Genomic DNA, 19,571 nt, shown 5'->3' on the forward strand with positions numbered 1-19,571 from the left:
ACTCAGGCGAGGCCGGAGAACTGCAGATAGGCCTGGAGCAGGGACTCGCCCCAGAAGAAGGTGAGCCAGCCGGCGATAGCCAGGTAAGGGCCGAACGGGATCGGAATGCCCATGTCGCGGCCCTTGACCGCCAGCCAGATCGAACCGATCACGGCGCCGACGAAGGACGACAGCAGGATCGTCGGCAGGACGCCCTTGAGGCCGACCCAGGCACCGATCGCGGCGAGCAGCTTGAAGTCGCCGTGGCCCATGCCTTCATGCGGGTCTTTGACCCGTCTGACCACGACCTGGTACTGCTTGTAGACCCAGTTGACCAGCCACAGGCTCATATAGCCGGCGATCGCGCCGAGCACGGCCGGCTTGGTCTGGAAATACAGGTTGTCGCTGCTGGCGACGATGCCCAGCCACATCAGCGGCAGGGTCAGTTGGTCGGGCAGCAACTGGGTCTTGAAGTCGATGCCCGACATCGCGATCAGGAAGCCGGTGAAGACCATCGCGCCGAAGCCCTGCCAGCCGAAGCCGAAGCGCCACACGCAGGCCACCATCAACAGCATGGTCAGCAGCTCGACCGCCGGGTACTGGATCGAGATCGGAGTCTTGCAGCTACGGCAGCGCCCACGCAGCACCAGGTAACTGAACACCGGGATGTTCTCGTACCAGGACAGCTGGTGCTTGCAATGCGGGCAATGCGAGCGCTCGACCACGATCCCGGGCGGCGGGGGGTCGTAGACCTCCGGCAGCTCCAGGATTTCGCGGGCGTCCTTCTTCCACTGCCACATCAGCCGCTTGGGCATGCGCAGGATGACGACGTTGAGGAAGCTGCCGAGCAGCAGTCCGAAACCGGCCGCGAGGGGGTACCCGAGGCCGGGGTTCTGATCTAGAAATGCCATGCGGAAAGGATACTTCCCCGATCAGACCGTCGCAGCAAGTTTGAAGATCGGCAGGTACATCGCGACCACCATGCCGCCGACGATGACCCCCAGGATGATCATGATCAGCGGTTCCAACAGGCTCGACAGCGCGTCGACCGCGTTGTTGACCTCCTGCTCGTAGAACTCGGCGACCTTCACCAGCATGGTGTCGAGGGCGCCGGCCTCTTCGCCGATGGCGGTCATCTGCACCACCATGTGCGGGAACAGGTTGACCTGCTTCATCGCCATGTTGACCTGGTAGCCGACCGAGACGTCGTCGCGGATCCGGTACACGGCCTTTTCGTAGACCACGTTGCCGGTCGCGCCTGCGACCGTATCGAGGGCCTCGACCAGCGGCACGCCGGCGCGGAAGGTGACCGCGAGGGTGCGGGCGAAGCGGGCGATTGCGGCGTTGTGCAGGATCTGCCCGACCACCGGGATCTTGAGCATGGCCCGGTCGAGGAAGTGGGCGAACGCCGGCGAGCGGTTCTTGGTCATGATGAAGGCGATGGCGGCGCCGACCACGAGCAGCAGGATCGCCCACCACCACTTGATCATGAAGTCGCTCATGCCGATGACCATCAAGGTGAAGGCCGGCAAGTCGGCGCCGAAGCTCTTGAAGGTGGCCTGGAACTGCGGCACGACGAAGATCAGCAGGATCGCGCTGACCAGGATCGCGACGGCGACCACGGTGGCCGGATAGAACAGGGCCTTCTTGATCTTGCCCTTGAGGGTCTCGATGTTTTCCTTGTAGCTCGCGATGGTATCCAGCACGGTTTCGAGCACACCGGCGGACTCGCCGGCCTTGACCAGGTTGCGGTACAGCTCGTCGAACTGGACCGGGTGCTTGGACAACGACTCATTCAGCGACGAACCGCTCTCGATGTCGGCGCGTATGGTGTTGAGCAGGGTCTTCATGCGCGGGTTCTTGTGCCCCTCGCCGATGATCTCCAGCGAGGTCACGATCGGCACGCCCGACTTCATCATGGTGGCGATCTGACGGCTGAAGATCGCTATCTCGCCCGGGGTGATGCGTTTGCCGCTCGCGCCGAACAGGGGCTTGCCCTTCAGCTTGACCACGGTCGGGGTGATGCCCTGGCGGCGCAGTTCGGCGCGCAGCATGTTGGCATTCTTGGCCTGCTGTTCGCCCTTCATGACGATGCCGCGCTTGTCGGTGCCCTGCCAGACGAACATGTCCAGTGGGTTGGCGCGGCGTACCGCTGGTGCTTGTTTGGCGGCGGTGCGGGTGGCGGATCGGGTCGCGGACATGGCTTAGTCCTTGGTTACGCGGTTGATTTCGGCCAGGCCGGTGACGCCGTTCATCACCTTGATCAGTGCGGAGCGGCGCAAGTCGTTCACGCCGGACTTGATGGCGGCGGCCGCGAACTGCATCGCGTTGCCGCCCTCCAGCACGATGGCCTGGATTTCGTCGGTCATGGGCATGACCTGATAGATGCCGGTACGTCCCTTGTAGCCTTCGGTGCAATCCGGGCATCCCGCCGGCTCGTACAGTTTGAATCCGGACGCGATCTCTTCCGGGCTGAAGCCTTCGGCGAGCAGAGCGTGTTCCGGCAGATGCACCTCGCGTTTGCAGTCGTGCAGACGGCGGGCGAGGCGCTGGGCGATGACCAGGGTCACCGACGAGGTGATGTTGTAGGGCGCGACGCCCATGTTCATGAGGCGGGCGATGGTCTGCGGCGCGTCGTTGGTGTGCAGGGTCGACAGCACCATGTGGCCGGTCTGGGCGGCCTTGATTGCGATCTCGGCGGTTTCCAGGTCGCGGATTTCGCCGACCATGATCACGTCCGGATCCTGACGCAGGAAGCTGCGCAGCGCGGCGGCGAAGGTCATGCCGCGCTTGACGTTCATCTGCACTTGGTTGATGCCGGGTACGCGGATTTCGACCGGGTCTTCGACCGTGGAGATGTTGCGCTGCTCATCGTTGAGGATGTTCAGCGCGGTGTACAGCGAGACGGTCTTGCCCGAGCCGGTCGGGCCGGTCACCAGCACCATGCCGTAGGGCTTGACCACGGCATTGATGAACAATTCTTTCTGGTAGTCCTCGTAGCCGAGCTTCTCGATGCCGAGACGGGCGGCGCTGCCGTCGAGGATGCGCAGCACGATTTTCTCGCCGAACAGGGTCGGCAAGGTGCTCATGCGGAAGTCGATCTGCTTGGTCTTGGACAGATTGAGCTTGATGCGGCCGTCCTGCGGCACGCGCTTCTCGGCGATGTCGAGCTGCGCCATGACCTTCAGGCGCGCGGCGATGCGCGAGTGGAGTTTGTTCGGGACCTTGGCGACCTGCTTGAGCAGACCGTCGATGCGCAGGCGCACCCGGTAGTCGGTCTCGTAGGGCTCGAAGTGGATGTCCGAGGCGCCGCGGCGGATCGCGTCGACCAGGACCTTGTTGATGAACTTGACGACCGGGGTGTCGTCGCCCTTGGCGTCGATGCCGCTGTCGCTGGTGGTGCTGAGGTCCTCGTCCTTGCCGATCTCCAGGGTGTCCAACCCTTCGCCATCGCCGACCGCATTGGCCAGGGCGTCGGAATTCTCCAGCCAACGGTCCAGGGTCCGGCGGATCAGCTCCTCGTCGACCAGGATGGCCTCGACCGCGGCATTGGTCTGGAACTTGATCTCGTCCAGGGCGGCGGTATTGGTCGGGTCGGCCAGGCCGATGAACAACTTGTTGCCGCGCTTGAACAGCGGCAGCGCGCTGTGTTTGCGGATCAGCTCTTCGCTGATGGCCCGGACCGCGGACTGGCTGGGGTCCAGAGTGCTCGGGTCGAACAGTGGCACGCCGAACTCAATCGAGTTGGCGGCGGCCAATTGCGCGGAGGTGGCTAGCCGATGTTCGGCGAGGTAGGTAGCCAATGGCTTGCGCTCCGCGCTGGCCGCGGCCATGGCTTCGCGTGCCTTGACCTCGTCCAAGGCTCCATCCAAGACCAAACGCCGGGCAATGCCGGTGATACCCACCAAGTTGGCGGTCGCGACGCTGGACATTTCAGCCCTCAGTTTTCCCCACCCTGACTTTACCTCAATCTCAGACCGTGGCGAGCTGACCGCTGTCGCTTTTCTGGAGTCGGGCGGTTCAAGCCCCGGTATCTACACGCTATCCTGCACCCTTGGGGAGAGAACATGCACGTATCTGTAGTTTTGCCGGCCAAAAACGAGTCGGAAGGCCTTCGTGGCACCCTGCCGGCCCTGCGCCGGGCCCTGCCCGGGGCCGAGATCATCGTGGTCGACGACGGCTCGACCGACGATACCGCCGCGGTCGCCGCCAGCCTGGGCGCCACGGTGCTGTCTTCGCCGTACTCGATGGGCAATGGAGCGGCGATCAAGCGTGGCGCCCGTGCCGCGAGCGGTGAAGTCATCGTATTCATGGATGCCGATGGCCAGCATGACCCGGCTCACATCCAGTTGCTGCTGGAGCGCTTGGAGGCGGGCTACGACATGGCGGTGGGCGCGCGCAATTCCGGTGGCCAGGCCAGCGTCGGGCGCGGTGCCGCGAACGCCTTGTACAACCGTCTGGCCAGTTGGATGACGGGGCACAAGATCCAGGACCTGACCTCGGGCTTCCGGGCCGTGCGTGCAGCCAAGTTCCGCGAGTTCCTGCATCTGCTGCCGAACGGTTTCAGCTACCCGACTACCAGCACGATGGCGTTCTTCCGCAGCGCTTATCCGGTCACTTACGTACCGATCGAGGTTGCGCGGCGGGTCGGGACGCAAAGCCATATCCGGCCTTTGCGCGATGGCGTTCGCTTCTTGCTCATCATTTTCAAGATCGCCACGCTCTATTCGCCGTTGAAGTTGTTCGCGCCCGCTGCGGTCAGCTTCGCGCTGCTGGGCCTGGGGCATTACGCCTGGACTTTCGCCACCCAGGGCCGGTTCACCAATATGAGCGCATTGATGCTCAGTGCGGCGGTGATCGTCTTTCTGATCGGACTGGTGTCAGAGCAGATCACTTCGTTGACCTATACCCGCACCGACAAGCCATGAGCCGCCGGCAAGCAGTTGCGAAGTCATGAGCGGCGCCGATGTCGCCTTGTTGATCAGCACTTCTTACGCGCGTGCGGGCGACGGAAGCGAAGCGGCAGGGGCTTTCGTGTCCGATCTGGCGCATGAGCTCGCTGGTCTGATGCCGGTGAGAGTCGTGGCGCCGGGGCGCTCGGAAGAGATCAGCATGCACGGGCTCGTCGAAGTGTGGTCGTTCGCAGCTCCCGACAAACCCTTGTCGTTGTTGTCGCCAGGCGATCCGCGCAACTGGCTGTCGATCGTGCGTACTTTGCGTTCGCTGCGGCGAACGGTACTTGCCGCGAACGGCGACGGCCGTATTCGTCATGCGCTCGCATTCTGGGTGCTGCCCTCAGGGTGGGCCGCACGCGCTTTGAAAAACAGGGACGGCGTCCCCTATAGCGTGTGGGCCCTGGGCAGCGATATCTGGTCGCTCGGGCGCATCCCTCTGATTCGAGAATTCTTGGGCAGCGTATCGCGAGATGCGAACCGGGCTTACGCCGATGGCATGCGCCTGAGGCAAGATGCCGAACGGATTACGGGGCGCCGGTTCGATTTTCTTCCAAGCACGCGAAAATTGGATGCGGTACGGTCGCGTCCGGTTTCGAGGGCCGCGCCTCATCGCCTGCTGTTTCTTGGCCGCTGGCATCCGAACAAGGGGGCCGATCTCTTGATGGACGCCCTGGCGCTCCTGGGCGATGAGGATTGGGCGCGCATCGGTGAAGTTCATGTCGCCGGTGGCGGGCCGTTGAAGGACGGGATCGATCGAGGCGTCGCGGCGCTTCAGGCCGCTGGCCGACCGGTCCGTCTCAGTGGATATCTCGATCGCGAACAAGCTTCGCGAGCGTTCGGCGAGGCGGATCGCTTGCTGTTGCCCTCGCGTATAGAAAGCATTCCGGTGGTGTTCTCCGATGCGATGAAGTTTGCGCTCCCAGTGGTTTCGATGCCGGTCGGCGATTTGCCGACGCTGATCGGGGAAGGAACCGGATGGCTGGCACGAAGCGTCGATGCCGATGCATTTGCCGAGGCGATTCGCGTGTCGCTGCGGTCCGATCACGATGAGGCGGCTTTGGGCGCCATGAACGAACGCTTCTCGATAGAGAGGATCGCCCAGCGGATCGCCACGAATGATTGACCTGGACTCGGATCATTGGGCGAACGCGCTTCGAGGTGGGCTCGGTGCGCAGACATGTCGGTTGCCTGGAAATGAAGGCGGCTCGGTTACTTGCTTTCGCGCTGGCCCTTTCAGAGTCGCTTATCCGGACTTCCTGATCGGCGCACAGGACATGAGTGAAGCTGCCTTGGCCGCGAGAGTCGATGCGGCCCGCGGGTTGCGGGCGGACTTGATGCGAATTCAGAGCGAACGCGCATCCGAAGATGCCCGCATTTTCGCCCGGCACGAACTCGGCAGCATCCTCATCCCGGTTCTGGGCGAATGGAACGAGCGCAGTTGGGAGAAGGCGCGTCGAGCCGTGAATCGTCTGGCGAGGTCGGAGCTGGAGATCCGGGCGGGGCGCCCGGGCGACGGCATCCATCTGCACCGCCTCTACCTTTCGACGCTGCATCGCCACAGCGGCGCGTCGCGATATACCGAGACCTATTTCGAGTCGATTGCGCCCCATGCGGCGTTGGTGGCGGTATTGGACGGAACGATATCCGGCTTCGTGTGTACCGGATTTCGCGGCAAGCGGGCCTGCTACATGCACGGCGCGCACCTACCGGAAGCCCGCGGCCACTATCCATCCGACCAACTGTTCCTGACGATGTTGCGCTGTGCGCGCGATGCCGGAATGAGCAGTTTCGATTTCCTGCCGTCGCCAGCGGGCCAAGGCAGTCTTAGCGCTTATAAGCGTGCATGGGGCGGCAGTGACAGCCCGCTGGTCGTCAGCGATCTCGCCTTGAACCCCCTGCGTGCTCGCGCTTTTACCGCGGCATTGCGCTTGTCGAACAAGCTCAGCTCAATCCGTCGGGGCTTGCCGGGCGGCTAGAATCTTCGCCAGTCGCGCCGCGTCGAAACGGATTCCCCTGAGATAACGGCTGCGATGATCGTAGAGATTATCGAAGCCCAGCAGATACACGCCCGGCATTCCTTGCACTTCGAAGCTGGTGTTGAGCGGCACGTCGAATCCATCGCGGGCGACGGGATAGGGCAAAAGGTCGAGTACCGCGCGATAGCCGGTCGCCATGATCACCGCTGCAACGGACATGCGCCGATCGTCGTTGAGTACGATCTCGCCGTTTTCCACCCGTTTGAGGGTCGGCCATACCGCAATCTCCCCGTTTTCGACCAGCTCGCGACCACGCCCCCCATCCATCACCGGATAGGAAGGGCGTTTGATTCCGGGACTCAATCGAGCCTGCAGTTCTTCCCAGAAGAAGTAGGCGGCCTCGCGGATGCCGGCTATGAAGCCGTGACGCCGAAACTCGATGGGTGAACGTAAGCTCAGCGCGCAAGGGATGCCGCGGTCGTTAAGTTCCAGCATCAGCTGCCCTGCCGTAACCCGCCTTCCGACGACGACGACCGGCAGGTCGCCTGTACGCAATTCCTCCAGTTGGGCGTAGTCGCCGATCTGAGCGGCGTGCAGGATGCGAACGGATCCATCTTCGATGAGGGGCGGCGACGGCCATGATGGGGAGAAGAAATAGCCGGTAGCCATGGCGACCGACGAATATCCCGGCGAGATGCCGTCCGCAGTGCGGACGTTCCAGTTGCCGTTGCCGTCCTCTTCGATGGCGAGAACTTCGGCGCCTTCAAGGATTCTTCCGCGTAGCCGTCTTGCGATGCGCAACAGATGATCCAGGTACTCGCCCGCGTGCGGCTTGCGAAACGGATTGCCGCTCAACAGTTCGCCGAACGACAATACGTTCGTCCACCACGGGCTCAATACGCGCAAGTCGGACGGTGCGGCTCGCCAGGTGGCTCCGATCTCGCGAGCCTCGAATAGTTCGTAGTTCAGGCCCAGCCGGTCGAGTGCCGCGGCCAGCGCAATGCCGGCCGGTCCGCCGCCGATGATCGCGATCATGCCTTGGCCTCGAACAGGACTTCTGCATAGTCCCATGGCAATACGCCGGTAATACGGGCGACGGCCGCCTCCAGCGTGCGGATCGCCGGCCAAACGCTGCGGGGCAACAGGCCCATGGCGATCAGCGGCGTAGTTGGAAAACGGCCGTGTCGGAGTACGGACGATCGCTCGCTCGCGAACCCGGCCGAGCGCAGCAGGCTCTGCCATTCTTTGCGGGTACGTTGGACTTTCAACCCTTTTTCGGTGACGCGTCTGTGCCTGCGGGCCTGTTCGATCATGATCAACGACCCGCCCGGCTTCAGAGCGTTCCGAATGGATTTGAGCAAGGTACTGGCTTGACCGTCGTCGGTCAGATAGCTCAGGACTACATAAACCACGACCGCGTCGACGGACGCATCGGCGAGCGGTAGCTGCTTGCCGTCCATGGCGACGAAAAGGCAGTTCTCGTCGCCGCAACGTGCCCGTGCATGGCGCAGCAGATCCGGAGCGATGTCGACTCCCAGCACGGCGTAGCCGGCATCCAATAGCGGTCGTGTGGAACTGCCGGTGCCACAGCCAAGGTCGAGCAAGCGGCCTGATTCGATGCCGTTGCGCTCGAGCGTGCGCAGAAACGCATTGTTGCGGATACCCGCCAGGTAGGCGTTCTTTTGACCTCGGCGGTCCAGGGGATCGATGATCGCCGCGTCCGGATCGATTCCGGCCAACGAGTTCCAGTATTCGCGTTGATTCCTATCAGGCTGGGTCACGTCGGACTCCGAGAGTCCATGCGCTGGACAGTACGGCGGCCGCGATTTCCGCCCCCAGAAAAACCAGCCGTGCCAGTGTTGCGGTGACGGCCAGTGTCGCTGCGTCGGCTCCGGTCAACCCCGGCGCCGCGACGAAAATCGCTTCGCGTACGGCAATTCCGGCGGGAACGACGAACGCCGCCAATGCGAGAATGGAGGCGCCGCCATACCAGGTTCCGAGCAGCAACCGCTCCGGCCAGTCCGCCAAGCCGTGAAGCATGATCGAAAACGACGCGAAGTAAAAAATCCATTCCGAACAAAGCAAGGCGGTGCCTTTCCAGGGCATAGACGGCAAGGGCCGGCTATTCGCCAAAGGGACGAGACGAGGCAGAAAACGGGCCAGTTGCTTCAGCATCCACGATTCGATCGCGGGATGGCGGTGCATCCATTCCACCGCGCCGATCACCGGAACGAGCAGCAATAGCCAGGCCAAGGAATAGCGAAAAGCGAGCAGCAACCCGATAACCAGTCCCGCGGCCAGCGCATTGGTCGTGGCCATTTGCCATAAGTTGGCGATCACTACCTCGCTCGGGCGGTGCGTACGCGACATGCGCTGGCTTTGGTAGACGATGCCCCACACCTTGCCGGGCAAGTAACGAACGATCTGGGCTTGCAAATAGATCGGCAGCCCAATCCGCCGCGAACTGCGCTCCCCGGCGATACGATCGAGCAGATTCAGGTGATAGCAGCCCTTGATCGCATACATCGGGATGGCGACCAGCATGGCCAGAACGACCTGCGGCCAACCGATCGCGGCCATCGAGCTGCGGACCACCGAGATTTCCGGCGCGAGCGCGTGAGCGAGGAATCCCAATGCCCCGAGGACCAACAACCACGTCAGGGCCTTGCGGATCGGATTCGAGGGCCGATCCGGGCGCGGTATCGCCGCACGCGCGGGCTCATTCGGGCTGAGGGGCGGAGTGGTCATAAGACAGGTGCGCAGCCCGTGCTTCAGCTCGTCAGCGAACGGGTTGCGGCATCCACGACCCGTGCCAGATCCGAGTCGCTGAGTTTGGGCGAAAGCGGAAGGCTTACGGTCTGTTGTCCGATCCTTCTCGCATTCGGCCATTGGTCGGGATCCCAACCGAAACGCTCGCGGTAGTAGGGATGCTCGGCAACGGACAAATAATGCACGCCGGTGCCGACGCCGTGGGCATTCATGCGATTCAGGAAGGTGTCGCGCTCGATCCCGGTGCGGGCCGGGTCGATCATCACCGTGTACAGATGGAAAGCATGCCGGATATGGCTTTCCGGATCGGCAGGCAAGCCCAATGGCAATTCCGCGAGCGCGCGGCTGTAGCTGCCCCACAACTCCTGCCTCCGTTGCCAGCTCTGTTCCACTCGCGCGAGTTGATGCAGTCCGATCGAAGCCTGCAGATCCATCATGTTGTATTTGAAGCCGCACTCGACGACTTGATAGTGTTTGTAACCCTTGTCGCTGAAGCGGTGCCATGCGTCCTGGCTCATTCCGTGCAGCGCCAACATGCGCGCACGCGCGATCAATTCGGCATTGCGGCCAACGATGAGGCCGCCCTCGCCGGTGACGACATTCTTGGTGACATAAAAGCTGAAGCAGCCGAAGTCGCCGAATGTACCGGTCTTCTGTCCGCGATATTCGCTCTCGATGGCATGTGCGCAGTCTTCGATCACCATCAGGCCGTGCTTGTTCGCTATCGCCATGATGCGATCCATGTCGCACGGACGCCCGGCGAAGTGCACCGGCAGAATGGCTCGCGTGCGCGGCGTGATCGCGGCCTCGATCGCGTCCGGATCGATGTTCTGGGTGACCGGATCCACATCGGCTAGCACCGGCACCAGATCGGCATGGATGATCGAGTTGACGGTTGCGCAGAAAGTCAATGGCGTGGTGATGACTTCGCTGCCCGGTTCCAAGCCTGCCGCGACCATGCTGACGTGCATGGCGGCGGTACAGGAATTCACCCCTGCGACCAACTGCGGCTCGATGTCCTTATAGCGGGCGAAGTCGGATTCGAAACGGGCGACCCGCGGACCGGTGCCCAGCCAACCCGATCGTAGGCAGGCTTCTACCTCCGCGATCTCGGGTTCCTGGATGTCCGGAGCGGCAAAGACCAGAAAGGGAGGCTTGGTTTCGGTCGAATTCATGGCGGATCGATGTCCTGAATGGGTGACGATCTATTGGGGCTTGTTCGAAAGCACGTCCCCCCGGTGGCCTTGAGACTGCCCAGGCTGCGCTCGTCGTGCGGATCGACACGCAGCCTCCTTGCGCTTTCGACCTATTAGGGCCGTCGGTCGATCATAGTGAAGTCGCGAATTGCGTGTCCGGGCGGAAGGATGTCGGGCTTGAGACGGTGCTCCGCGCCGCCCGGGACGGCAGCCATCCGGCCTGCATCAGACGCGGGCTCCGTCACGGACTGGGCAGGAAGTACGATGGGCCAGCGGTCCGACGGCGGCCGCCGTTTCGTCGTTGGCCCACTTCGACTTCACCGTTGATCCAGCAGGAGTTTCGTCTTCGCGAGCTCCGCGCGTCCCTGCGTGTCGTACGGCCCCATGCGCTTATCCAATTCGGCCAGCAAACGCTCGGCTTCCGGGCGCATTTTTCGAGCCGCATAGATCTGCGCGAGCAGGGCGCCGGTCGGCAGGTCGCCGCTCGCGTTCCAGGCGAGTTCCGCCTGCTTCTGGGCCTCCGCCGTGCGACCGGCATGCAGGAACATTTCCGCAGCCAGGAATCGGGTCAGCCATTTCGAGCGCGAGTACTCCGGCTGCGCCGCGGCCTTTTCGAGCATGACGGAAATGCCATCGGCGATCGCCGAGTCGGTCAGCTTGCCGCAGCCTTGTTCCTTGACCACGCGGGCGAGCAAGCGCAGGGCAGGAACCTCGGCCATGCTGAGCTTCGGGCGCGCTTCGATCAGGGCGCGCTGCAGGTCCGCAGGGGGAACGTCGACGCCCCGCATGCAGTCGAGCGTCACCCAGCTGATCCTTCCGATGACCCGGTTACGCGGATTCTTGCTGGCGAGCAGATCGGCGAAGGCATCGTAGGAGGCTTGAGTCTCGCCCGTTCTCAGGGCGATCGTAGCCCGGACCAACTGGGCACGCATCGATTCCGGATGATGCTTGAGTCCCTGTTCCAGGAGCAGGTCTTCGGCTTGCCAGACATGCGCGCGTCCGCCGGTCGCAAACGCGAACGACAGGGCGAATCCGGCAGCGATGACCAGTCCCAATTGACGGGGAGTGAAGACATTCGTGTGCAGGTCTTTTGGGACCAGTGAGGTCAGGCCGACCACGGCCAAGATCAGGCCGAACGCGGGAAGATAGTTGCGATGTTCGAAGTACAGCTCCAGGGCAAGAATGCTCGATTCAACGCCGTGGGCCACGAGAAAAAAGAACCAGCCGGCGAACACGCTGGGAGCGCGCTTGCGCAGCGCGACAGCGCCGGCGCTGATGGCGAGCAAGGCGAGCAGAGAGAACAGAGTCGTCGGGGGAGACAGCAAGCCGGTGGATGGTTGGAAATCGTCGGTATAGAGGCCGAGCAGCGGCGTACGGGGAACCAACACCGTCCCGACATAGTCCATCAGCACCCGCGACTGGGTCAGCAGCCGTTCGACCAGGGTGAAGTCTCGCTCGGCATAGCCGCTCAGCAGGCGGTCGGGTGTCGCGATCAACAGGCCGACGACCGCCAGCCCTGGAAGCAGCAAGAACAGCCCGAAGAAGGCTTGGGTGGCCCGATTGGGCCTCTGGCGCGAAACGAAATAAGCCAGTTCGATCACGAGACATAGCGCAGGCGCTACCGCTGCGTTCTCCTTGCTCATCAGGCCGGCGAGAACAAGCAAGGGGAACAGCAGGAACAGGCCGAGCAAGGCCCTGCGGGTCTTGCCCTCGATCAGTTGGCGGCGGGCGACCAGGTAAGTCCACAGCGACGCCAACACGAACAGCGTGCTCAGCTGTGCCATGCGTTGCACCGAGTAAAGCACCGTGCTGACGTTGATCGGGTGCAGCAGCCACAGTGCGACGACGATGCTCGCGAACAGGTCGGAGTTCGCGGACAGCCGCTCATCCTGTGCGAGCAGCCGTCGGATCACCTGCCACCCGCAGAATCCGCAGGCCAAGTGGATGACGAGGTTGCCTAGCTTGTATGCGTAGGGGCTGTGACCGCTCAGCTCCGCGCTGAGCAGAAAGCTCGCCATCGATAACGGTCGTCCGAGCATCCCGGACTGATTGCCGAACACCACCGATTGCCAGCTCAGCTCGCCAGTGAGCCAGCTCTGGACCGGATTGAGGTTCGGCAAATCGTCGAACAGGAAGGGGCCCGACAGACCCGGCCAGTAGATCAAGAAGGTCAGCGCCATCGCGACCAGCAGCACGATACGAGCGGGCATAGTCCGTTCCGCAGAAAGATTGGCGCTGACTATACGGGCCGGCCGAGGTTCTGCCGAGCACTGCTCGCACGGCCGGTGACCGAGCGCGCGGTTTCGATCGCGCTTAAGACCGCGGCGACTTTCAACGGCACTCAGCGGGTACCCGAGTCAAGTCGGTTCCGCTGGGGACACTGCAATCCCATTCCACTCGGCCGGCCGCCAAGGTCGGGCGCAGAGTGAAAATTATCGGGACTCCCGAGTTCGGCGATGTCGTCGCGGTGACCACGCCGTTAGCGCCGATCACGACGCTGGAGCAGTAGCTTGAAGCCGCAAAACTGTAACCCGTGTTGGTTGCGTTGACTTGGCTCAGCTGGCCCCGGTCCTGAGCTGTTTCGGATACCGATAGCTTTGCCGCTGCGGCAACGTTGAGGCATTCGGCATTCTTGGTCCGGCTGACGTAGTCGAGATAACCGGGCAGTGCGATTGCGATCAGGATCCCGAGGATCGCAACGACGATCATCAACTCGATCAAGGTAAAGCCTTTTTGCCGCTTCATAGCGTATCCCCCTGGATATTTGCTGTCGCGTGGGCCGGCTGTCGTCGCCTTCGGCGAGATGTCCAGCCACCTGTTCAAGTACAAGCACAGCCTGTGCCAAGTTTTGCGGAGGAGGCTGAAAAATGTGATCGGCAGCGGCTTTTGTGGCTATCGCACCGGATTGCTGGCTAGGCGAGGGGCGAGAGGTGTTCGGTCAGCCGATATCCGAAAGTTGGCCCGTCTGGATTCAATGAAGGTCGTGCGGCAGGGGCTGCTGCCCGCCGACCGAGACACAAAAAGAAAGGGCCCCGGTAAACCGGGGCCCTCGCTTGAAGCAATGACGATCAGTCGACTATTAGCGGCACTCGGCCGGCAGCTGCGACTTCTTGGCACCGCCGGTTTCGTTGCAATCCCACTCGACGCGGCCGGCGTCCAGGGTCGGAACCAGCTCGAACTTGGCGAGGGTGGTGGCGCCAGTGGCCTGGGTGGTCGCGGTGATCGTGCCGCCCGAAGCGATGGTCACGCTGGCGCAGTAGCTCGAGGCAACGAAGCTGTAGCCGGTGATGGCCTGGCTGGTGATCGCTGCGAGGTTGCCGCGGTCCTGAGCGGTTTCCGACACGGCCAGCTTGGCGGCGGCGGCGACGTTGATGCACTCGGCGTTCTTGGTGCGGACGGTGTAGTCCTGGTACGCCGGCAGAGCGATGGCGATCAGGATGCCGAGGATGGCGATGACGATCATCAGTTCGATGAGGGTAAAGCCTTGCTGCTTCTTCATGGTATTTCCCCTAGGAGTGATTGAGTTGCTTCACGTGCCTGCAGGCTCGATTGCTCGGTCCTTCGGCAGCCGTGCGTGCCGCACGTGCATAGAGGAATACGCACATCCCATGCCAACCTTCATACCCATGAACCGGGGGATCGAAAGTGATAGTCAGGTCACGTAAAGCGAGTTGGGGACGGCGGGCGGGGTGACGCAGAGGGTCAGTCGAAGGGCTGTGAGGGTGACCTAATGCGTCATGTTGCACATTGGCTGGCCGGAATTGAGGCGCCAGTCACGCATGGCTTGGCCGGTCCGGAATCCACCCGGGATGAGGCAATAGAGCGAATCGTGAGTGCGTTGAGGGCGCGGTTTTCAGTCGCCGGATGGCTGCTGTCGCTGCTCCATGGCTGATGCAGCGGGCGATGGCGTCGCGATCGCCGTGTGAGCGCGGGTTCTGATGCGCTCGGTCGAGGGCGCTGACTTGTAAATGTGTGTTCGTATGATCGTGTGCCGATGTTCATGGCGACGATTCATTCCGAGGTGTGCGACAGGCACTCGAGTGGGCACAAGAGTGATTGTCGGCACACATGACGCGCATCGCATACACAGCACACGGCCGAACGACGCCGTCGTTCGGCCGAGCCTGTGCGGCGGGTCAGTCGATCCCGAGCTTCTTGAGCTTGTAGCGCAGCGCGCGGAAGGTGATGCCGAGCGCGGCCGCGGTGCGGGTCTTGTTGTAGCGGTTTTCCTGCAGCGCCTGCTGGATCGCGGCGCGCTCGATCTCTTCTATATAAGAAGGCAGGGCGCTGGTCGCGGTGTCGCGCGGGTTGAGGGTGCGCGGGTCGACGGCGCCGGCCGCTTGCTGCGGCGCTGCGCCCGGGTTCTGCAGTTCCCCCGGCGGGGCCTGGGTGGCCAGGCGCGGCAGGCGCAGGTCGCTGGCGTTGAGGACTTCGCCTTCGGCCAATGCGAGTGCGCGTTCGAGAATGTTCTCGAGTTCGCGCACGTTGCCGGGGAAGCCGTAGGCGCGCAGCGCGTCCTGGGCGTCGTCGCCGAGGCGCGGCACCGGACGGCCCTGGCTGCCGGCGAGGCGATGCAGGATCTTCGCAGCGAGGCCGGGCAGGTCGTCGAGGCGTTCGCGCAGCGGCGGCACGCGCAGCTCGATCACGTTGATGCGGTAGTACAAGTCCTGGCGGAAGCGGCCGTCGGCGACGAGCGAGGCCAGGTCCTTGTGGGTCGCCGACAGGATGCGCACGTCGACGACGAGCTCGGCCTGGGCGCCGACCGGGCGGATGGATTTTTCCTGGATCGCGCGCAGCAGCTTGACCTGCATCGGCAGCGGCAGCTCGGCGACTTCGTCGAGGAACAAGGTGCCGCCGTCGGCGGCCTGGAACAGGCCGGGCTTGTCGACGTGGGCGCCGGTGAAGCTGCCCTTCTTGTGGCCGAAAAACTCGCTCTCCATCAGCTCGGCCGGGATCGCGCCGCAATTGACCGGAACGAACGGGCCGTCGGCGCGGCCGCCTTCGGAATGGATGGTGCGCGCGACCAGTTCCTTGCCCACGCCGGACTCGCCGGCGATATAGACCGGGGCCTGGCTGCGGGCGACCTTGCCGATGGTCTGACGCAGCTTGATCATCGCCGGCGATTCGCCGTACAGGCGCGAGCCGACCGCTTCGCTGGCGCTGCGGCGGGTGTCGTTGAGTTCCAGGGCGTGGCGCACGAGATCGCGCAGCACCGCCAGGTCGACCGGCTTGGCGACGAAATCGAAGGCGCCGGCCTTGAGCGCGTCGACCGCGGCCTCGACGTTGCCGAAGGCGGTGATCATCGCGACCGGGGTATTGGGGTATTTCTGGCTGATCTCGGCGATCAGGTCCATGCCCGAACCGTCGGGCAGGCGCATGTCGGTCAGGCACAGGTCGTAGCGATTGCGCAGCAGCTGGCTGCGCGCCTCGCCGAGGCCCGATGCGGTGTCGCAACGCAGGCCCATGCGGCCCAAGGTCATGACCAGGAGCTCGCGGATATCGCGCTCGTCATCGACCACCAATGCACTACGAGTTTCTGCCATTGCGCCCTCCACCGCCCACGATAGCTTAACGAGGCCGTCGCGGCCAAGACGCACAGGATCGGGAATCCCAGATCGGGAATCCGCTCACGCAAGTATGGCTCAGACCAGGGACAACGCGCTCGCTCCGGCGAGCCGGATGCGGAAACAGCCGCCGCCGCCGGGCACCGGGACGAAGTCGAGCGAGGCCTGGTTCGCTCGGCAAAGCTCGCGCGCGATATACAGGCCCAGGCCGGTGCCGTGGCTGGAGGTGGTGAAGAACGGGCGGAACAGGCGTTCGGCGACCGAGTCGGGAATGCCGGGGCCACGGTCGAGCACGTCGATCGCCGGCAGGCCGACTTCATCGAAGTACACGTGCACCGTGACCCGCGCCGGCTGGCCGGGAATGCGGCCGTAGGTCAGGGCGTTGTGCACCAGCACGGTCAGGGCCTGGTGCAACTGCCTCGGGTCGACCAGGGCTTCGACCTGGCTGCGCGGACCGGTCGCGCGCAGCGTGTCCTGTTCGATCGGATGGCTGGTGCGGTATTCGTCGACGAACTGGCGCACGAACCCCATCAGTTCGACGTGCTCGGGCTTGGCCGGTTCGCGCCGCGCCATGCCGAGCACGTTCTCGACGATGCCGTTCATGCGCGAACCCTGCTGGCGCACGATTTCGAGCAGGCGGCGGTCGGAGATGGCGATATCGTGCGACTCCTCCAGCAACTGCACGGCGTAGTTGATCGCGGCCAGCGGGTTGCGAATCTCGTGGGCGAGGCTGGCCGAGAAGCGGCCGAGCGCGGCGAGGGTGATCGACTCGGCATGGCGCGACACCAGCGAGGTGTCGTCGAGGAAGATCAGGGTCTGGTCGCTGCCGGCGAGTAAACGGGTAAAGCGCGGCACCACCTCGGGCAGGTCCGGGGCGAGCTGCAGCGGGCTTTCGTCGGGCCGGCCTTCGGTGCGCCAGCGGCTCAGCCGGCGCGCGAGTTCCGGCGAGGCGATCGCCAGCACGCGGTGGCCGTGGCGCTGGCCGTCGTATTCGCCGGAGTCGCCGAGCAGCAGCATGGCCGCTTCGTTGGCCAGGCGCAGACGGCCTTCGCCGTCGACCAGCAGCACGCCGGTGCGCATGCGGCGGATGATGAGTTCGTTGATCTCGGCGTAGTTGGCGGCCTCGGCGCCGCGGCGCTCGGCCAGGTCCTGGGTTTCGCGCATCTGCCGGCCGAGGGCGTTGGTGAGCAGGGCGATCGACAGATAGCCCAGAGCGAACATGATCGGCTCGGCGACGGTGCGGCCGAGGCTTTCGCCGCCGATCTCGTTCCAGATCCACTCGCCGATCAGGCCGATGCAGGCCACCACCGCGGCGCCGATGCCGTAGCGGGCGCGCAGCAGCAGGGCCGCGGCGCCGACGTTGAACATCAGCATCAGGGCGATGCCGGTGCCGGCGCGCGGCAGGGCGTGGATGGCCAGGATGCCGAAGAACAGGTCGCTGGCGATGCCGGCGAAGACCTGGCTGCGCAACTCGCCGCGGCGACTGAACAGGAACAACAGGCTGGCGATGAACAGATAGGCCAGCGCCAGAGAGCGCGCGAACAGGTCGTGGCGCGGTGCTCCGATCAGGTCCGCCACCGGGCCGAACAGGAAGAACACCAGCAAGGCGGCTTCGAGCAGGCGGTAAAGCGTGAAGAAATACAGTTCGCGGCGCAGCGCGAGGTCGGCATCGGCCGGACTGACGGGGGCGAGACCTGACGGCAAGCGGGTTTTCCCTGCGCGGGCGGAGTGTCGATCAGTATAGGGCGACTGGCTTGTCTCGGCCTGCGCCGATCGCGCGGCCGGGGGCGCCGCCGGGCAGGAAGGGGGGCGGGACGGCCAGGGCGGCCGGGGTGGCCGGAATGGCGGGTTTTGCTTCGGCCCGCCCCGATCGGCGACAATGCGGCCCCCTCGCGCGTGCTCCGGCTCCCGGCCGCATGCACCTGCGGGACGTCTTTCACTCCCCTCGGTGACGCATGAATTTTCACGAATATCAGGCAAAGCAGCTGTTTGCCGACTACGGCATCGCAGTGCCGGCCGGGCGCGTTGCGCGCACTCCCGATGAAGCCGTTGCGGCCGCCAAGGCCATTCCGGGCGATCTTTGGGTGGTCAAGGCCCAGATCCATGCCGGCGGCCGCGGCAAGGCCGGCGGCGTCAAGTTGGCGAAGAACTTCGACGAAGTGAAGCAGTACGCCAAGGCCATGCTCGGCACCAAGATGGAGACCTACCAGTCGGCCGGCGTGGCACTGCCGATCGACTCGGTGCTGATCTCCGAAGGCACCGACATCGACAAGGAACTGTACCTGTCGATCCTGGTCGATCGCTCGACCCAGTCGGTCACCTTCATCGCTTCGGCCGAAGGCGGCGTGGACATCGAGAAGGTCGCCGAGGAAACCCCGGACGCGATCAAGACCGTGCACGTCAACTACGTGCAGGGCTTGCAGGCCTACCAGTGCCGCGAGCTCGCTTTCGACCTGGGCCTCAACGCCAAGCAGGCCGGCCAGCTGACCACGATCATGCTGGGCCTGTACAAGCTGTTCAACGAGAAGGACCTGGCGCTGGTCGAGCTCAACCCGCTGGCGATCCTCACCAACGGCAACCTCGCCGTGCTCGATGGCAAGGTCAACAGCGACGACAACGCCACGTTCCGTCACAAGGATCTCGCCGCGATGCGCGATATCCGCCAGGAAGACGAGACCGAGGTGCTGGCCAGCCAGCACGATCTCAACTACGTCACCATGGACGGCAACATCGGCTGCATGGTCAACGGCGCCGGTCTGGCGATGGCGACCATGGACGTGATCCAGTTGGAAGGCGGCTCGCCGGCCAACTTCCTCGACGTCGGCGGCGGCGCCACCAAGGAGCGCGTGACCGAAGCGTTCAAGCTGATTCTCAGCTCGGACAAGGTCAAGGCGATCTTCGTCAACATCTTCGGCGGCATCGTCCGCTGCGACATGATCGCCGAGGGCATCATCGCCGCGGTCAAGGAAGTCGACGTCAAGGTGCCGGTGATCGTGCGTCTTGAAGGCACCAACGTGGAAGCCGGCAAGGAACTGCTGAAGAATTCGGGTCTGGCCATTACCCCGGCGGACAACATCAACGACGGCGCGAAGAAGGCGGTTGCTGCCGTCGCCGGCAAGTAAGGGGCCAATG

16 protein-coding genes are annotated in these 19,571 nt (G+C 63.9%); 4 read left to right on the plus strand and 12 right to left on the minus strand.

Annotated elements, in window-relative coordinates; translation table 11 throughout:
• Positions 1 to 2 precede the first annotated feature (2 nt).
• The 3 genes from ACTOWK_RS03385 to pilB are packed head-to-tail and all read right to left on the minus strand — an operon-like array spanning position 3 to position 3,911.
• Positions 3 to 890, minus strand: a complete 888-nt coding sequence (locus ACTOWK_RS03385) for a prepilin peptidase (protein WP_441328783.1) — start codon at positions 888 to 890, stop codon at positions 3 to 5.
• 21 nt (positions 891 to 911) lie between these two features.
• Positions 912 to 2,180 (minus strand): type II secretion system F family protein, encoded by a 1,269-nt coding sequence (locus ACTOWK_RS03390; RefSeq protein ID WP_441328784.1) that lies wholly within the window; start codon positions 2,178 to 2,180, stop codon positions 912 to 914.
• A 3-nt stretch (positions 2,181 to 2,183) separates the two neighbouring features.
• A complete protein-coding gene (pilB, locus tag ACTOWK_RS03395; RefSeq protein ID WP_441328785.1) occupies positions 2,184 to 3,911 on the minus strand; it encodes a type IV-A pilus assembly ATPase PilB in 1,728 nt (575 codons plus the stop codon).
• A gap of 135 nt (positions 3,912 to 4,046) precedes the next feature.
• Between pilB and ACTOWK_RS03400 the strand changes: the two genes are divergently transcribed.
• The 3 genes from ACTOWK_RS03400 to ACTOWK_RS03410 all read left to right on the plus strand — a co-directional run bounded on the left by ACTOWK_RS03400 (position 4,047) and on the right by ACTOWK_RS03410 (position 6,910).
• Positions 4,047 to 4,907 (plus strand): glycosyltransferase family 2 protein, encoded by an 861-nt coding sequence (locus ACTOWK_RS03400; protein ID WP_441328786.1) that lies wholly within the window; start codon positions 4,047 to 4,049, stop codon positions 4,905 to 4,907.
• 25 nt (positions 4,908 to 4,932) lie between these two features.
• Complete coding sequence (locus ACTOWK_RS03405; protein WP_441328787.1) at positions 4,933 to 6,057, plus strand: glycosyltransferase; 1,125 nt, start codon at positions 4,933 to 4,935, stop codon at positions 6,055 to 6,057.
• Positions 6,058 to 6,208: 151 nt separating this feature from the next.
• Complete coding sequence (locus tag ACTOWK_RS03410; RefSeq protein ID WP_441328788.1) at positions 6,209 to 6,910, plus strand: GNAT family N-acetyltransferase; 702 nt, start codon at positions 6,209 to 6,211, stop codon at positions 6,908 to 6,910.
• Here the strand turns inward: ACTOWK_RS03410 and ACTOWK_RS03415 are convergent.
• From ACTOWK_RS03415 to ACTOWK_RS03455, 9 genes are all read right to left on the minus strand, one after another.
• Positions 6,881 to 7,945 carry an NAD(P)-binding domain-containing protein gene (locus ACTOWK_RS03415; protein WP_441328789.1) on the minus strand — a complete coding sequence of 355 codons (1,065 nt, stop codon included), beginning with the start codon at positions 7,943 to 7,945 and terminating at the stop codon, positions 6,881 to 6,883. The genes ACTOWK_RS03410 and ACTOWK_RS03415 overlap by 30 nt on opposite strands.
• The gene (locus ACTOWK_RS03420; protein ID WP_441328790.1) at positions 7,942 to 8,691 is read right to left on the minus strand and encodes a class I SAM-dependent methyltransferase; all 750 of its coding nucleotides are present in this window, start codon (positions 8,689 to 8,691) and stop codon (positions 7,942 to 7,944) included. Before ACTOWK_RS03420 ends, ACTOWK_RS03415 begins: the two co-directional genes overlap by 4 nt.
• Positions 8,678 to 9,658 carry a hypothetical protein gene (locus ACTOWK_RS03425; RefSeq protein WP_441328791.1) on the minus strand — a complete coding sequence of 327 codons (981 nt, stop codon included), beginning with the start codon at positions 9,656 to 9,658 and terminating at the stop codon, positions 8,678 to 8,680. Before ACTOWK_RS03425 ends, ACTOWK_RS03420 begins: the two co-directional genes overlap by 14 nt.
• 23 nt (positions 9,659 to 9,681) lie before the next feature.
• Entirely contained in the window at positions 9,682 to 10,854 is a 1,173-nt protein-coding gene (locus ACTOWK_RS03430; protein WP_441328792.1) for a DegT/DnrJ/EryC1/StrS family aminotransferase, read from the minus strand.
• A 338-nt stretch (positions 10,855 to 11,192) separates the two neighbouring features.
• Positions 11,193 to 13,085, minus strand: coding sequence for a tetratricopeptide repeat protein (locus ACTOWK_RS03435; RefSeq protein ID WP_441328793.1), 1,893 nt, complete (start codon positions 13,083 to 13,085; stop codon positions 11,193 to 11,195).
• A 121-nt stretch (positions 13,086 to 13,206) separates the two neighbouring features.
• Positions 13,207 to 13,620, minus strand: a complete 414-nt coding sequence (locus ACTOWK_RS03440) for a pilin (protein ID WP_441328794.1) — start codon at positions 13,618 to 13,620, stop codon at positions 13,207 to 13,209.
• A 334-nt stretch (positions 13,621 to 13,954) separates the two neighbouring features.
• Positions 13,955 to 14,374 (minus strand): pilin, encoded by a 420-nt coding sequence (locus ACTOWK_RS03445; protein WP_031371623.1) that lies wholly within the window; start codon positions 14,372 to 14,374, stop codon positions 13,955 to 13,957.
• A gap of 637 nt (positions 14,375 to 15,011) precedes the next feature.
• On the minus strand, positions 15,012 to 16,418 hold the full coding sequence (locus ACTOWK_RS03450; protein WP_441328795.1) for a sigma-54-dependent transcriptional regulator: 1,407 nt from the start codon (positions 16,416 to 16,418) through the stop codon (positions 15,012 to 15,014).
• 99 nt (positions 16,419 to 16,517) lie between these two features.
• Positions 16,518 to 18,143: a sensor histidine kinase gene (locus ACTOWK_RS03455; protein WP_441328796.1), complete on the minus strand. Its 1,626-nt coding sequence runs from the start codon at positions 18,141 to 18,143 to the stop codon at positions 16,518 to 16,520.
• A gap of 251 nt (positions 18,144 to 18,394) precedes the next feature.
• Here ACTOWK_RS03455 and sucC point away from each other — a divergent pair, with 251 nt between their 5' ends.
• Positions 18,395 to 19,561 carry an ADP-forming succinate--CoA ligase subunit beta gene (gene sucC / locus ACTOWK_RS03460; protein ID WP_441328797.1) on the plus strand — a complete coding sequence of 389 codons (1,167 nt, stop codon included), beginning with the start codon at positions 18,395 to 18,397 and terminating at the stop codon, positions 19,559 to 19,561.
• Positions 19,562 to 19,571 lie beyond the last annotated feature (10 nt).

This window comes from Lysobacter sp. CA196 (genome assembly GCF_052078695.1).
Lineage (GTDB): Bacteria > Pseudomonadota > Gammaproteobacteria > Xanthomonadales > Xanthomonadaceae > Lysobacter.